Origin of the sequence: Nocardia mikamii NBRC 108933, assembly GCF_001613505.1 — a bacterium.
GTDB lineage: Bacteria > Actinomycetota > Actinomycetes > Mycobacteriales > Mycobacteriaceae > Nocardia > Nocardia mikamii.
On sequence record NZ_BDCM01000013.1, the window covers coordinates 1 to 13,526 of the forward strand.

12 protein-coding genes are annotated in these 13,526 nt (G+C 69.9%); 4 read left to right on the plus strand and 8 right to left on the minus strand.

The features are described from left to right. Positions 1–312: 312 nt before the first annotated feature. The gene (tyrS, locus tag NMI01S_RS18080) at positions 313–1,596 is read right to left on the minus strand and encodes a tyrosine--tRNA ligase (RefSeq protein ID WP_062998803.1); all 1,284 of its coding nucleotides are present in this window, start codon (positions 1,594–1,596) and stop codon (positions 313–315) included. Positions 1,597–1,808: 212 nt separating this feature from the next. Between tyrS and NMI01S_RS18085 the strand changes: the two genes are divergently transcribed. Together NMI01S_RS18085 and NMI01S_RS18090 are read left to right on the plus strand one after the other, a co-directional pair. Then, positions 1,809–2,780: an NAD(P)H-binding protein gene (locus NMI01S_RS18085; RefSeq protein ID WP_084513057.1), complete on the plus strand. Its 972-nt coding sequence runs from the start codon at positions 1,809–1,811 to the stop codon at positions 2,778–2,780. A gap of 102 nt (positions 2,781–2,882) precedes the next feature. Then, a complete protein-coding gene (locus NMI01S_RS18090; protein WP_062999758.1) occupies positions 2,883–3,851 on the plus strand; it encodes an AraC family transcriptional regulator in 969 nt (322 codons plus the stop codon). A gap of 78 nt (positions 3,852–3,929) precedes the next feature. Here NMI01S_RS18090 and NMI01S_RS18095 read toward each other — a convergent pair whose 3' ends face one another. Together NMI01S_RS18095 and NMI01S_RS18100 are read right to left on the minus strand one after the other, a co-directional pair. Further along, entirely contained in the window at positions 3,930–4,331 is a 402-nt protein-coding gene (locus tag NMI01S_RS18095) for a DoxX family protein (RefSeq protein WP_062998805.1), read from the minus strand. 82 nt (positions 4,332–4,413) lie between these two features. Then, positions 4,414–5,082, minus strand: a complete 669-nt coding sequence (locus tag NMI01S_RS18100; RefSeq protein WP_062998807.1) for a FadR/GntR family transcriptional regulator — start codon at positions 5,080–5,082, stop codon at positions 4,414–4,416. 214 nt (positions 5,083–5,296) lie between these two features. Between NMI01S_RS18100 and NMI01S_RS18105 the strand changes: the two genes are divergently transcribed. Beyond that, entirely contained in the window at positions 5,297–6,991 is a 1,695-nt protein-coding gene (locus tag NMI01S_RS18105; protein ID WP_062998809.1) for a 2-isopropylmalate synthase, read from the plus strand. A gap of 4 nt (positions 6,992–6,995) precedes the next feature. Here NMI01S_RS18105 and NMI01S_RS18110 read toward each other — a convergent pair whose 3' ends face one another. The 4 genes from NMI01S_RS18110 to NMI01S_RS18125 all read right to left on the minus strand — a co-directional run bounded on the left by NMI01S_RS18110 (position 6,996) and on the right by NMI01S_RS18125 (position 10,379). Further along, positions 6,996–7,619 carry a DNA-3-methyladenine glycosylase gene (locus tag NMI01S_RS18110; protein ID WP_062998811.1) on the minus strand — a complete coding sequence of 208 codons (624 nt, stop codon included), beginning with the start codon at positions 7,617–7,619 and terminating at the stop codon, positions 6,996–6,998. A gap of 68 nt (positions 7,620–7,687) precedes the next feature. Continuing rightward, complete coding sequence (locus NMI01S_RS18115; protein ID WP_245716923.1) at positions 7,688–8,002, minus strand: DUF3761 domain-containing protein; 315 nt, start codon at positions 8,000–8,002, stop codon at positions 7,688–7,690. A gap of 109 nt (positions 8,003–8,111) precedes the next feature. Beyond that, a complete protein-coding gene (sigJ, locus tag NMI01S_RS18120; RefSeq protein WP_084513058.1) occupies positions 8,112–9,035 on the minus strand; it encodes an RNA polymerase sigma factor SigJ in 924 nt (307 codons plus the stop codon). 45 nt (positions 9,036–9,080) lie between these two features. Then, positions 9,081–10,379, minus strand: coding sequence for an NAD(P)/FAD-dependent oxidoreductase (locus NMI01S_RS18125; RefSeq protein WP_084513059.1), 1,299 nt, complete (start codon positions 10,377–10,379; stop codon positions 9,081–9,083). A 167-nt stretch (positions 10,380–10,546) separates the two neighbouring features. On the opposite strand from NMI01S_RS18125, the gene NMI01S_RS18130 reads away from it, so the two are divergent. Further along, on the plus strand, positions 10,547–11,275 hold the full coding sequence (locus NMI01S_RS18130; protein ID WP_062999766.1) for a DsbA family oxidoreductase: 729 nt from the start codon (positions 10,547–10,549) through the stop codon (positions 11,273–11,275). A gap of 27 nt (positions 11,276–11,302) precedes the next feature. Here NMI01S_RS18130 and NMI01S_RS18135 read toward each other — a convergent pair whose 3' ends face one another. Next, on the minus strand, positions 11,303–13,516 hold the full coding sequence (locus tag NMI01S_RS18135) for an MMPL family transporter (RefSeq protein ID WP_062998813.1): 2,214 nt from the start codon (positions 13,514–13,516) through the stop codon (positions 11,303–11,305). Between the last annotated feature and the right edge of the window lie 10 nt (positions 13,517–13,526).

The following is a 13,526-nucleotide window of genomic DNA, read 5'->3' on the forward strand; positions in this document are numbered from 1 at the left end:
GGCGCACAAACAGTCCGGCCGGCTAACCGACCTTCTTGAGAGGCAACTTTTCCAGCCTAACCACTGAAGCTCGCGAAGTCAACTCGCGATCTCTGGGTCCCACTGGCCGTCAGGCGCTCCTCGTCCTACCTCGTTGTCCCGGGCCTCTCGGCTCCGGGTCGGTGTCCGTGTCGCTCTGACCTGGAATAAGTTACGTGGCGGAGAACGGAACGTCAAATCGCCACGTCGGCTCGCATTTGCGCAGGTCACCGAGCCTCGAAGGGGCGGGCGGCCGACCTGAATCACACGGATGTGACTCAGGTCATGGCCAGATCAGCTCCCGGCTCGGCGCGCGCCGGCGAAGTTCTTCTTGCCGCGCCGCAGCACCAACCAGCGTCCGTGCAGGTAGTCGGTATCAGCGGGCACCCAGTCCGGATCGGAGATGCGGGCGTTGTTCACCGAGGCGCCACCGTCGGCCACCGCACGGCGAGCCGCACCGCGACTGTCGGACAGTCCGGAGGCGACCAGCAGATCCACGATCGTCGATTCGGGACCGGCCTCCGCGACGGTGCCGTCACCGGCGGCCTCGGCCAGTGCGGAACCGAGTGTCGCTTCGTCCAGGTCGTGCAGATCGCCGCGGCCGAACAGCGCTTGGCTGGCCAGCTGCACCGCGCGGGTGTGCGCCTCTCCGTGCACGAGGGTGGTCATCTCGGCGGCGAGGCGGCGCTGCGCCTCGCGGGCATGCGGACGCTCGGCGGTCGCGGTCTCGAGTTCGGCCAGCTCCTCGCGGTCGAGGAAGGTGAACCAGCGCAGGTAGCGGATCACGTCGGCGTCGCCGGTGTTCACGAAGTACTGGTACCAGGCGTACGGGCTGGTCATCTCGGGATCGAGCCAGAGGCTGCCGCCGCCGGTCGACTTGCCGAATTTCTTCCCGTCGGCGGAGGTGACCAGCGGGGTGGTGAGGGCGTGGACCTGTTCGCCGTCGAGGCGGCGGTTGAGTTCGACGCCGGCGATGATGTTGCCCCACTGATCGGAGCCGCCGACCTGCAGCCTGCAGCCGTGGGCGCGGCGCAACTGCACGAAGTCGTTGGCCTGCAACAGCATGTAGCTGAATTCGGTGTAAGAGATGCCGTCGCTGTCGAGGCGGCGCTTGACCGTCTCGCGCGCGAGCATCACGTTCACCGAGAAGTGTTTGCCGATATCGCGGAGGAAGTCGACGGCGCTGAGGTTGCCCGTCCAGTCCATATTGTTGGCGATGATCGCGCCGGTCGGTGATTCGTCGAAGTCGACGAAGCGTTGCAGCTGGCCGCGGATCCGGTCGGCCCACTCGGCGACGGTGTCGGTCGAGTTCATTACCCGCTCCCCCACGTCGCGGGGGTCACCGATCAGGCCGGTGGCGCCGCCGGCCAGGACGATCGGGCGATGTCCGGCCTGCTGGAACCGCTTGAGCGTGAGCAGAGGGACGAGGTGACCCGCATGCAGACTCGCCGCCGTGGGGTCGAAACCCGCATACAGCGTGATCGGGCCCTTCGCCGTATCGGCCCGCAGGGCGTCCAGATCCGTGGACTGTGCGATCAGCCCACGCCAGGTCAGTTCGTCGATGATGTCGGCGCTCACGCCCTCCCATCTTTCCGCACCGGGCGCGATCGGCTGCGCTGGGTCGGCATTGTCCGGATGGACATGCCGTCGGGTGGCGGGCGAGCGACGCCGGCGCGCCGATCACGACGATCATCGGCGGAAACAGTTCGCGAGCCCGGCGTGGACGCGCGCGTATGTGTGCGAGCGTCCGGACCATGGCCGGGGGGCTCCGCTCCGGATGTACTCGACACATGACCGAAAACATCATCAGCCAGAACGAAATCATCGGCACTGCAACGATTTTCGATACCGCCGAATCCGATCATCCCGCTGTCGCGTCCACCGCCTCCCGCGGCCTCGACCGCACCGACGCCAGTCCCGTCGTCGTCTTGGGCGGCACGGGGAAGACCGGCCGCCGGGTCGTGGCGCGACTTGCCGAGCGTGGGATCGAGGTACGACCGGCCTCCCGCTCGACGGCACTCCCCTTCGACTGGGCCGACCCGACGACCTGGGACGCCGCCCTGCACGGCGCCCGATCCGTCTACCTCGCGTACCAGCCGGATCTCGCCGCCCCGGGCGCCGACGGGGCGATCAGCGCACTGACCGAGGCGGCGCGGCGGGCCGGGGTGCGGCGACTGGTTCTGCTCTCCGGCCGGGGCGAGCCCGAAGCGCAGCGGTGTGAGCAGATCGCCCTGCGCAGCGGCCTGGCCACCACCGTCGTGCGGTGCAGCTGGTTCGCCCAGAATTTCAGCGAGGACTTTCTGGCCGCGGAGATCGCGGCGGGACAGGTGACACTGCCGGCCGACGCGGTCGCCGAGCCGTTCGTCGACGCCGAGGACATCGCCGATGTCGCCGTCGCCGCGCTCACCGAGAACGGGCATGCCGGTGAGATCTACGAGCTGACCGGGCCGCAGGCGCTGACCTTCGCCGAGGCCGTGGCCACGATCGCCGCCGCCACCGGTCGCGAGATCAGGTATCAGCCGGTAAGCCTGGACGAGTACGCCGCCATGATGTCGGAGATGGGACTGCCTCGCGAGGTCGTCGACTCGCTGACCTATCTGTTCGGCACCGTTCTCGACGGTCGCAACACGGCCGTCGCCGACGGGGTCGAGCGCGCGCTGGGTCGGGCACCACGGTCGTTCGCCGACTATGCCCGGCGGACCGCGGCCGAGGGCGGAGCGACGGTGGCGGGCGGCGAACCGTCCGACGCGTTGCGCGGGTGATCGGCCGTGCCGGTGATCGTTCGCGATTTCCCGGGGCACCGCCGCCCCACCGCCGCTGGGAACCCGGTTGCCGCGCTCGCCGCCATGCGCGATCGTCGTGGGATGGATGCCCTCGCCGACCTGCTCGACGGCCCGCGCGCTCGCGGTGCGTTCGTGATGCGCTCGCTGCTGGACCCGCCGTGGTCGCTGCGGATCCAGGACCGGGCGCCGCTCACGGTCGTGGTGGTGACCCGCGGATACGCCTATCTCGTGCCCGACGGCGACGATCCGATCCGGCTCGACGAGGGCGCGGTCGCGATTCTGCGCGGTCCCGACCCGTACACGGTGGCCGACGAGCCCTCGACCCCGCCGCAGGCGATCGTTCACCCCGGGCAGACCACGACCACTCCGGACGGTGAATTGCTCTGTGAGACATGGGATCTCGGGGTGCGCAGCTGGGGGACGAATGCGGCCGGAACGACGGCGCTGCTGACCGGGACCTACGAGGTGGCCAGCACGGTGAGCGACCGCCTGTTGCGCGCCCTGCCGCCGCGGGCCGTACTCGACGGTCACGAGGTGGACGAACGCCTGCTCGGACTGTTGGTCGACGAGGCCGGCCGCGATATTCCCGGACAGGCATCCGTTCTCGACCGGCTGCTGGATCTGCTGACCATCGCCGCACTGCGCACCTGGTTCGCGCGGGCCGAGGCGCCGCAGTGGTACAGCGCCTACGCCGATCCCGTGGTGGGACAGGCGTTGCGGCTGCTCGAGCACAACCCGGCCCACGATTGGACGGTCGCCGAACTGGCGGCGACCGTCGGTGCGTCCCGGGCGGCGCTGGCCCGGCGGTTCACCGAACTCGTGGGGGATCCGCCGATCGCCTACCTCACCGAATGGCGGCTGGCCCGCGCGGCGGACCTGCTGCGCGGCACCGACGCGACGATCGAATCGATCGCGCGGCAGGTCGGTTACGGGACGGCGTTCAGTCTGAGTGCCGCGTTCAAACGGCGTTACGGGGTCAGCCCGGGTATGCATCGGCGCACCGAACCGGTTGCGGCGGAACCGGAACGTGACGCCGGTGCCGGCGGCTGACCCATGCGACGCTGCCGACATGCCGATGGGCCCGGGCCGGGCGTTTTCCCGGAGCGGGCCCATCGGGCGGTTTCGACCTCAGTGTGCGGGGCGGCGTTCGTAGGCGATCCAGGCGAAGACGGCCGCCAGGACCAGCGGGAAGATCGAGCCCGCCGGGGCGTCCATGACGAAGGCCTGGGTGGCGGCGGCGCAGACCATGGTGATCGACAGTCCGGCGGCGGCGAGCCAGGACAGGCGCGGCACGAGCAGCCCGATTCCGCCCGAAATCTCCACCAGCCCGGTGAAATAGCGGAACCAGTCGCCCCAGCCGATGTCGTGGAAGATGCGGACGGCATCGGATTGGCCGACCACCTTCGGCAGCCCCGAGGCGATGACGAAGAACAGGCCCAGCACGATCTGCAGGGTCCACAGCACGCGGTTGCGGATCGTGCCGGGACGGGTGGAGGTGACGGACGAGGCGGAGGCGGTGATAGCGGTCATGATTCGGTGTCCTTACGGATGCTCGGTGTCTGTTCGAGCGCGCTCACCACAGAAGACGGGCCGCCCCGGAGGAATTCATCGGTCAGGAGAACGCGGATTTCAAGGCGCTCAGATGCACCCGGCTGGCCGTGGCCGCCGCGTCGGCCGACCGATCCCGGATCGCCTCGAACAACACCTCGTGGGCGTGATGGTCCGCGGCGGGATCGGCCATCGGCCGCATACGCAACATCTGCGTCATCGCGCGGTGCACGCGCGGGACGAAGGCGTCGAACAACTGCAACAGCACCTCGTTGTGCGCGGCCGCGATCACGGTGCGGTGAAAGGCGGTGTCGGCGTCGACGAGACGTTCGACCGAATCGTCGGAGCCGGCCCGCACCGACAGCGCCTTACGCATGATCCGCAGGTCGGCAGGGGTGCGCCGCCGCGCCGCCAGAGCCGCGGCCTCGGCCTCGATGGCGATGCGGGCCTCGATGACGGCGGCGATATCGGCCCGGCGCAACACCTCGTCCCAGTCCTCGGCCACCTCCAGCGCGGTCACGAAAACGCCTGCCCCCTGGCGGCTTTCGAGCACGCCCTGACCGGACAGTTCCCGGATCGCCTCGCGCAGCGTGGAGCGTCCGACGCCCAGCTGGGCGGCCAGGGTCGTCTCGCCCGGCAGTTTGTGTCCGAGTTGCCATTCACCCGCGCGGATCCGGTCGAGCAGCAGCCGGGCGGCCTGGGCCGCGAGCGGTTGCCTCTGCACAGTCGCCATCGGCCCGCACCTCTCTACTTGTCTGAGGAGTTATCACTCGCTATGGTAGCCCCCATGGGACAGGGACTGCTTCTCCTCGGCCGCCGCGGCGGGGTCTGAACGACCGGCACCCTGCCCGCGGGTTGCTGGGCTGCGCCGGTCGACATCTCCGACGCAGAAAGCCGATACCGTGCCCGAACGCACTTCCCACTGGAATCGCCAGCGTCCCTCCGTCATGCCCTCGCATCGCTATCACGATGTGTATCACCGGGTTTCGGTGCCGCTGACCGAGCGCGGCTGGCCCTCGAAACGCCTCGAATCCGCCCCGCTGTGGGTGCCGGTCGACCTGCGCGACGGCAATCAGGCCCTGGCCGAACCGATGGATCCGGAGCGCAAGCGCCGATTCTTCGAGATGCTGGTCGCGATCGGCTACAAGGAGATCGAGGTGGGCTATCCGAGCGCCTCGCAGACCGATTTCGACTTCGTCCGCCTCATCCGCGACGCCGAGCTGGCGCCGGCCGACGTGACCCTGGTCGTGTTCACCCCGGCGCGTGCCGATCTCATCGCCCGGACCCTGGAATCGGTGGAGGGGATCACCAACGACGTGGTGATCCACATGTACACCGCGACCGCGCCGCTGTGGCGCGAGGTGGTGCTGGGCCGCTCCCGGGCCGACGTGGCGGAGATGATCGTCGCGGGTGGACGCGAGATCGCGCGATTGGCCGGTGACCGGCCGAATCTGCGATTCCAGTTCTCCCCCGAGGTGTTCATGCTCACCGAACCGGATTTCGTGCTGGAGGTGTGCGATGCGATGACGGACCTGTGGGGCGCCTGCCCCCAGCGCCCGGTCGTGCTGAATCTGCCGGCGACGGTGGAGGTCGCCACGCCCAATGTCTACGCCGACCAGATCGAATACATGGACCGCAATCTGAGCCGCCGCGACGGGGTGATCCTGTCGGTCCATCCGCACAACGACCGCGGCACCGGCATCGCCTGCGCGGAACTGGCGATGCTGGCCGGAGCCCAGCGCGTGGAAGGCTGTGTCTTCGGCAACGGTGAGCGCACCGGCAACGTCGACATCGCGACGCTCGCCTTGAATCTGCATGCCCAGGGCGTGGATCCGATGATCGACTTCTCCGATATCGACGGGATCCGCCGCACCGTCGAGTACTGCACCCGGATGCCGGTGCCCGAACGGCACCCCTACGTCGGCGATCTGGTCTACACCGCGTTCTCCGGAACCCACCAGGACGCGATCAAGAAGGGATTCGCCGACCATCGCCGGCGGGCCGAGACCGCCGGGGTGCCGGAGTCCGAGATCGAATGGCAGGTGCCGTATCTGCCCATCGATCCGGCGGATGTCGGACGCAGCTACGAGGCGGTGATCCGGGTGAATTCACAGTCCGGCAAGGGCGGTATCGCCTATCTGCTGCAGACCGGCTACGGGCTGGACCTGCCGCGACGGTGGCAGATCGACTTCGCCCGGCACGTGCAGCGCCATACCGACGACAGCGGCGCCGAGGTGACCGCGCGGTGGTTGTGGGATCTGCTGCGGCAGGTCTACGGCCCGGCCGGCGACGGTATCGACTGTGCCGCGGGCCGGATTCGGTTGCGGCACAACGAATCCGGCGACATCGTGTTCACCGCGCCGGGTACCGACGGGGACGTCGAGACCACCTCGGCGCCCGCCGATGCCGCGAGCACATTCATCGAATTACTCGCCGCGCACGACATCTCGATCGAATCGCTGCACTCGACCGGCCACCGGCTGCCCCGCGCGGATGCGGAATTCGTCGTCTACGGGGAGTTCCGGATCGGCGGCGACACTCGCTGGGCGCTCGGCGTCGCCGATACTGTCGCGACGGCCGAACTGGCGGCGACGGTCGCGGCGGCGCAGCGCGCACGGGTCCCGGCCGATGTGACGAGCTGAGCGCTCAGGCCGACCGCCCGACCTCGGGAGCGCGTGGACTGCGGCGGTAGGCCGAGACCGCCGGGGAGTCGCGCAACCACAGTCGCCACGGGCGGTCGGCGGCCAGGCTCACGCCGACCCGGGGGCCCACCCCGATCGCGGCGGAGTCGGTGATCTCGGGCTCCAACTCCAATCGGATCGGCGCCGCCGGATCGAACAGCGCGGTGCCGTAGTCGGAGAGGGTGATTCCGAGTGCACTACCGAAGTTCCCGGGCCCGCGCGCCAGATCGGCTTCGGTGCGGGCCGCGGGACGCCGGGAGCGCGCGACCTCGTGCCCCTCGATCACCTCACCGGCCCGCAGCAGCACCGCACTGGCGACGCCGTCGGGGCCGCTGGTGACGTTCACGCAGGTGTGCATGCCGTAACTGAAATAGACGTAGAGCATGCCGGGCGGCCCGAACATGACGGCATTACGAGGGGTGCGGCCGCGTCCGGAGTGGGCAGCCGGGTCGTGCCAGGGTCCGGCCGGGTCACCGCCGTACGCCTCGACCTCCACGATGCGTACGGCGACCGGGCCGGACCGCATCGTCGCGCCCAGCACGCGGCGGGCGGCGGCCAGCGGTTCCACGGCGAGTTCCTCGGCAGACACGGGTTCTCATTCTTACTCGAGCACCCGTGGTGACCGGCGCCACGCCCACCGTGGACCGCCCGGCTCGGTCAGAGCCAGCGCTCGACACCGCCGTGATGCGAGCAGGTGCCGCTGCGGTGGCGGCTGTAGCTGTAGGTGCCGTCGCCGCACTGTGCGGTCGCGCCGTCGGGATCCGAGCCGGGACGTGGGACGCAGGCGTGGTCGACGTTCTCGTAATCGCCCGCGGGGCAGGAGACGAAGGCCGGGGCGGCGGTGGCGGTGGTGGCGGGGGCGAAGACGGCGGCGAAGCCGACACCGGCGGCGAGCAGCCAGCCGGTCAAGGTGGTTCGACGGGCCGGAATCCTGGCGCCGGATCGACGGGTGCGGCTCGCTACGCTGTGCACTTGTGAAACTCCTACCATTCTGATCTCGGCCGGAACTGTCCCGGCGGATGACAAAAATAGCGCATCCCGCAGCCGCACAGGACATTTCGGTCGAATCAGGGTTGCGGATCTACCGCGACGGGCGCAGGCCGGCGAGCTTGTCGGGATTCACCTGGAAGCGCAGATTCCGCACGCGGCCGTCGAGGATGTCGAAGGTGAGCGCGCCGACCGGGAATCCGCCGATCTCGCCGACCACGCTCAGCTCGCCGTTCAGCACCGCGGCTCGCATCCGGATGCCGGTCAGGACGGGTTTGGCCAGGACGCCGAGCAGCCACCGGGCGACATGGTCGGGGCCGTGCAGCGGGCGCCGCGCCGCGGTGACCTTGCCGCCGCCGTCGTTCCACAGGGTGACATCGGGAGCGAGCAGTCGCATCAGCGCATTGACGTCGCCCCCGTTGGCGGCCGCCAGGAACCGCTCGGTGATCTCCTGCCGCGCAACGGGATCGGTGTCGTAACGCGGGCGGCGCGCCTGCACGTGATCGCGGGCCCGATGCGAGATCTGCCGGACGGTCGGCTCGGGCCGATCGAGGAAGCCGGCGATCTCGGCAGCCGAGAAGCCGAAGACGTCGCGCAGCACGAACACCGCGCGTTCGACCGGGCCCAGCGTCTCCAGCACGACCAGCATCGCCGTGGACACCGTGTCGACGATCTCGACACGCTCGGTGGCATCGGGTTCACTGAGCAGCGGTTCGGGCAGCCACGGGCCGACATAGGTTTCGCGTACCGCGCGGGCGCTGGTCAGCCGGTTCAGCGACAGGTTCGTCACCGTCCGCACCAGATACGCCTTGGGGTGGCGGACCCGGTCCCGGTCGGCCTCATGCCATTTCAACCAGGCGTCCTGCAGCACGTCCTCGGCGTCGGCCACACTGCCGAGCAGTTGATACGCGGTGGCGAACAGCAGCCGGCGATGCGTGTCGAACGCATCGCCGGGGTCCGCCGGCGGGTCCGCGGGCCGCGCGGTCACCGCACCGGCGTCCTCGGCATCACCGTCCATGCGCTCATCCTCTCCCGCTCGATCGAGCACCCGCAATATCACGCCTCAGGCCGCGACGCGGCCGGCCGTGCGGGTCGCGCGTCCGCCGCGCGACAGGGTGACCGAGACATTCGCGCGCCGGCTCAGCCGGAACGTCGGGACCGGGCTGCCGCTGACGAGCTCCTTGTACCGCACCGCGGCGCGGCCCGTCAGATATCCGCGCCGAGGGCTGTCGTCGGCGTGGGTGAATCCGATGACGGCATCGCGGCGGCCGAGGCTGACCGGCTGATGGAAGTAGCCGAATCGGAACGGCCGCACCGGCTTTCCGCGCAGTCGCCGCGCGATGGTGTCGGCGGCGTAGGCCGCGGTCGGCATCCCGCTCTGGCAGGTGCCGTGCATGCGGCCCCACGGCTGGGTGATCGCGGCAGCGTCGCCGATCGCGTAGATGTCCGGATGCGACACCGACCGCAACGTCGCGTCGGTGACGATGGCCCCCGCCGCGTCCGTGGTGATGCCGGCCTCGGCGGCCAGGGCGGGCACGCGCACTCCGGCGGTCCACAGTGTGAGTCCGGCGGGCACCATCACGCCGCTGTCGAGGCGCACCGCGTCCGGCAGCACCTTGGTCACGCGAGTTCCGCTGCGGCGCACGATGTTCAGGCGATCCATGGCACGTTCGACGTAGGCGCGCGGACGCTCCCCCAGCATGGCGGCGGGTTCCCCGGTGCTGATCAGGGTGACGGTCAGGCCGGGATGGGATTCGGCGATTTCGGTAGCGGCTTCGACGCCGGTGAGACCGCCACCGCAGACCGCGACCGCTCCCCCGCTCGCCTCGAGTTCGGCGAGGCGCCGCGACATCCGATGCGCCGCGCGCGGATCGTCGAGGGTCCGGGCATGCTCGGCCACACCCGGCACCGTGGTGGTGTCGGCGCGGCTGCCGAGGGCGTAGACCAGGGTGTCGTAGCCGAGTTCGGAACCGTCGTCGCAGTTCACGCGGTGCGCGACCGGGTCGATCGCCGTGGCGGCGGCGCGCCGGAAGGTCACGCCGGTGCCGGCCAGCAACTCCGGGATGCGGTGGTCGGCGAGCTCGGCGCCGGCCGCGACCTGATGCATGCGCAGCCGCTCGGTGAACCGCTCCGACGGATTGACCAGTGTGATGCGCACCGGCTGCTTGCGGGTGCGGCGCGCGAGCCGGATGGCCGCCAGCATTCCGGTGTAACCGGCGCCGAGGACGACGATGTCGTGCGGACGTCCGGCGCCCGGCTCGCGCCGGCTCCCCTGGTCGCCGCGCTGCGTCTCCTGGTTGCTGCGCTGGATCTCTCGGCTGCTGCGCTGGGTCTCCTGGTTGCTGCGCTCGATGTCGCTCATGGTCCTGTCCTTTCGCGGCGGGTCGACTGTGCGATTCGGTGATGGGACAAGTCGGCCGCCGCATTCGTGACACCAGGTGATGTGATGCCGGTCACATATCAGGGAACAGGCGGGGCAGGCGTCCGGTTGACATGTCAGGACTTTCCGAAGAGGTGAATGAGGTGACCATGGCCGTACAGGTCGAGATCTGGACCGATATCAACTGCCCGTTCTGCTATCTGGGCAAGCGACGCTTCGAGCAGGCGCTGGCCGGCTTCGAGCACCGCGAGCAGGTGCGGGTCGTCCACCGGTCCTTCGAACTGGACCCGACGCTGCCGGCCGGGCACAGCGGTCCGGTGGTCGCCCATATCGCCGAGAAGTACGGAATCAGCGAGGCCCAGGCCGCCGCCGACGAGCGCGGCATCGCCGCCCAGGCGCAGGCCGTCGGCCTGCCGTATCGCACCGAGGGACGCGACTTCGGCAACAGCTTCGATATGCACCGGCTGCTGCACTTCGCACTGGATCGGGGACGGCAGGACGAAGTACTCGACGCGCTGTACGAGGGCAATTTCGCCGACGAGCGGCCGGTGTTCGGGGATCGGGAACGGTTGATCGAACTGGCGGCGCGAGCGGGACTGGACCCGGTCGAGGTGCGCGCGACCCTCGACGATCCGCAGGCCTACGCCGACGCGGTGCGCGCCGACGAGAACACCGCCGCGCAACTCGGCGCGCGGGGCGTGCCCTTCTTCGTCTTCGACCGCACCTACGGCATCTCCGGCGCCCAGCCGCCCGAGGTGTTCAGCCAGGCCTTGGAGCGCGCGTGGGCCGATCACGCTCCCGCGCTGCAGGTCCTCGGCGACGGCGACGCCTGCGGTCCGGACGGTTGCGCCGTCCCCGCCGCGGACGACCGAGGCTGATCGCAGTCCCGCGCCGCAGGACGCCACCTATCCCGAGACGGGTTCCGCGTCGCGCAGCCCGACCCTGGCGTGCACCCACCGCAGCGGCCGCGGCGCCCACCAGTTCCAGCGGCCCGTCAGGTGCATCAGCGACGGAACGAGCAGGCAGCGAACCACGGTGGCGTCGACGAGGACGGTGAGCGCCAGACCCAGACCCAGCAACTGGATGAACGCCAGGCGGGAAAAGACCAGGGCGCCCAGGACTATCGCCATCAGCGCGGCCGCGGCGGTGACGATACGACCGGTGCGGGCCACACCGAGCGCCACCGACCGGGTGTTGTCGCCGCATCGCAGCCACTCCTCACGGATCCGTGAGAGCAGGAAGATCTCGTAATCCATCGACATCCCGAAAGCCAGACAGAACATCATGATCGGGACGTTGGCAACCAGATAGCCGGTCGGCGTGAAGCCGAGCACGCCGGCCAGATGCCCGTCCTGGAATATCCACACCATCGCCCCGAACGCGGCGGTGAGCGACAGCACGTTCATCAGCAGCGCCTTCACCGGGAGGACCACGCTCCCGGTGAACAGGAACAGCACCGAGAACATCGCGACCACGATCCACACCGCGGCGACGGGCAGGCGTGCGCCGATCGAATCGAGCGCGTCCCGGTTCTCGGCCGCGGCGCCCCCGAACAGCGGTGGCGCCGGCGCCGCGATCGCGCGCAGCCGATCGAGCTGCCGGGCGCCGGCCACCGAATACGGGTCCAGGTCCGTGCCGACGAGGAGTACTTCTCCGGCGGTGCCGCTCATCCCCGGCGGTGCCGACGCCATCCTGGCTCCGCCGACGTAGGTACCGGAGCCGGAGAGAACCGCCGAGACGTCGGGCACTCGCGACAGTTCAGCGGCATAGGCGCCGGGGTCGCCGTGATAGCCGGGCAGGACGACGGTGACCGAATCGGTGGGATTGCGTGCGAACTCCGAACGCAGGATGTCGCCGACCGTCCTGCTGTCGGCCACCCCGGCGCGAATCGCCCGATCATCGGGAGTGCCGAACTTGATCGCGAGAAACGGCGCACCCAGCAGCAGCAGTAACGCGGTGACCACCACCGCGACGGGCAGTGCGCGGCGCATCACGCCGGTGACCATGCGATACCAGACACCGTCCTCCAGCGGCACCGTCCGCCGCGGCGACAGCCGGAGCAGACGCCGCAGCGGCGCCCGGAGGTCGAGGGCGTTCACCCGGTCGCCGAGCAGCACCAGGCACGCCGGCAGGACGAGCACCGACGCGAGCGCGGCCACGGCCACCACGACCAGTCCGCTGTAGGCGAACGAGCGCAGGAAGAACATCGGGAAAACCAGCAGCGCCGACAGCGAAAGGATCACCACCAGAGCGGAATACAGCACCGCGCGGCCTGCGATGCAGACCGCGCGGATCACCGCCTCCTCCCGGTCCGCCCCCCGGTCGAGTTCCTCCCGGTAGCGCGACACGACGAACAGGCTGTAGTCGATGGCGAGTGCCAGACTCAACGCCGTGGTCGTATTCAGCGCGAACACCGACACATCGGTGAACTCGGTCAGCAGCCGGAGAACGGCCAAGGTGGTGACGATCGACACCAGCCCGATGAACACCGGCAGCAACGCCGCGATCACACTCCCGAAGACCAGGATCAACACGATCGCCGATATCGGGATGGCGACGGCCTCGGCCGAGGCCAGGTCTCGCACGCTGACCGCGCTCAGGTCGCGCAGGGTCGCCGCGTAGCCGCCGGCGTGAATCGTCACCCCCGCCGGTGCCGGCAGCGCGCGGGCGATCTCGTCGGCGGCCTTCTGCTGGGCCGTGTCGTCACCGGCGATGCGGGCCACGACCAAGGCGGTCCGGCCGTCCGAACTGCGCAGTGCCGCACGCAGATCCGGCGGTGACGTCCAATACGACTGCACCGCCGTGATGTCGGACCGTCGCTGCAACCACGCGGTCACGTCCACGCCCGCCTGCCGGGCCGAGGGGCTCTCGACGCCGCCGTCGGCGCCGACGGTCAGGACGAGATTCGGTGCCACGCCGCCGAATTCGGCGTCCACCAGTTCGCTCACCCGCGTCGACTCCGCGTCCGGCGGTGCGAAGCCACCGGCCTCGAGCCGGTCGAAGACCGAACTGCCGGCCGCGGCGGCGATCAGCACCACCAGCAGCGCGACGCCGAGGATCACCTTCGGGCGGAACGCGGCGACCCGCGCGACGCGCTCGAGTACGGAGGTCTTCTTCATCGTTCCTCTC

Excerpts from the sequence above, each read along its gene's own strand:
- sigJ (WP_084513058.1), bottom strand. The coding sequence starts at position 9,035 with ATGGACGGTGATGCCGAGGACGCCGGTGCGGTGACCGCGCGGCCCGCG.
- NMI01S_RS18130 (WP_062999766.1), top strand. The coding sequence starts at position 10,547 with ATGGCCGTACAGGTCGAGATCTGGACCGATATCAACTGCCCGTTCTGC.
- NMI01S_RS18085 (WP_084513057.1), top strand. The coding sequence starts at position 1,809 with ATGACCGAAAACATCATCAGCCAGAACGAAATCATCGGCACTGCAACG.
- NMI01S_RS18125 (WP_084513059.1), bottom strand. The coding sequence starts at position 10,379 with ATGAGCGACATCGAGCGCAGCAACCAGGAGACCCAGCGCAGCAGCCGA.
- NMI01S_RS18135 (WP_062998813.1), bottom strand. The coding sequence starts at position 13,516 with ATGAAGAAGACCTCCGTACTCGAGCGCGTCGCGCGGGTCGCCGCGTTC.
- NMI01S_RS18105 (WP_062998809.1), top strand. The coding sequence starts at position 5,297 with ATGCCCTCGCATCGCTATCACGATGTGTATCACCGGGTTTCGGTGCCG.
- NMI01S_RS18100 (WP_062998807.1), bottom strand. The coding sequence starts at position 5,082 with ATGGCGACTGTGCAGAGGCAACCGCTCGCGGCCCAGGCCGCCCGGCTG.
- NMI01S_RS18090 (WP_062999758.1), top strand. The coding sequence starts at position 2,883 with ATGGATGCCCTCGCCGACCTGCTCGACGGCCCGCGCGCTCGCGGTGCG.
- NMI01S_RS18095 (WP_062998805.1), bottom strand. The coding sequence starts at position 4,331 with ATGACCGCTATCACCGCCTCCGCCTCGTCCGTCACCTCCACCCGTCCC.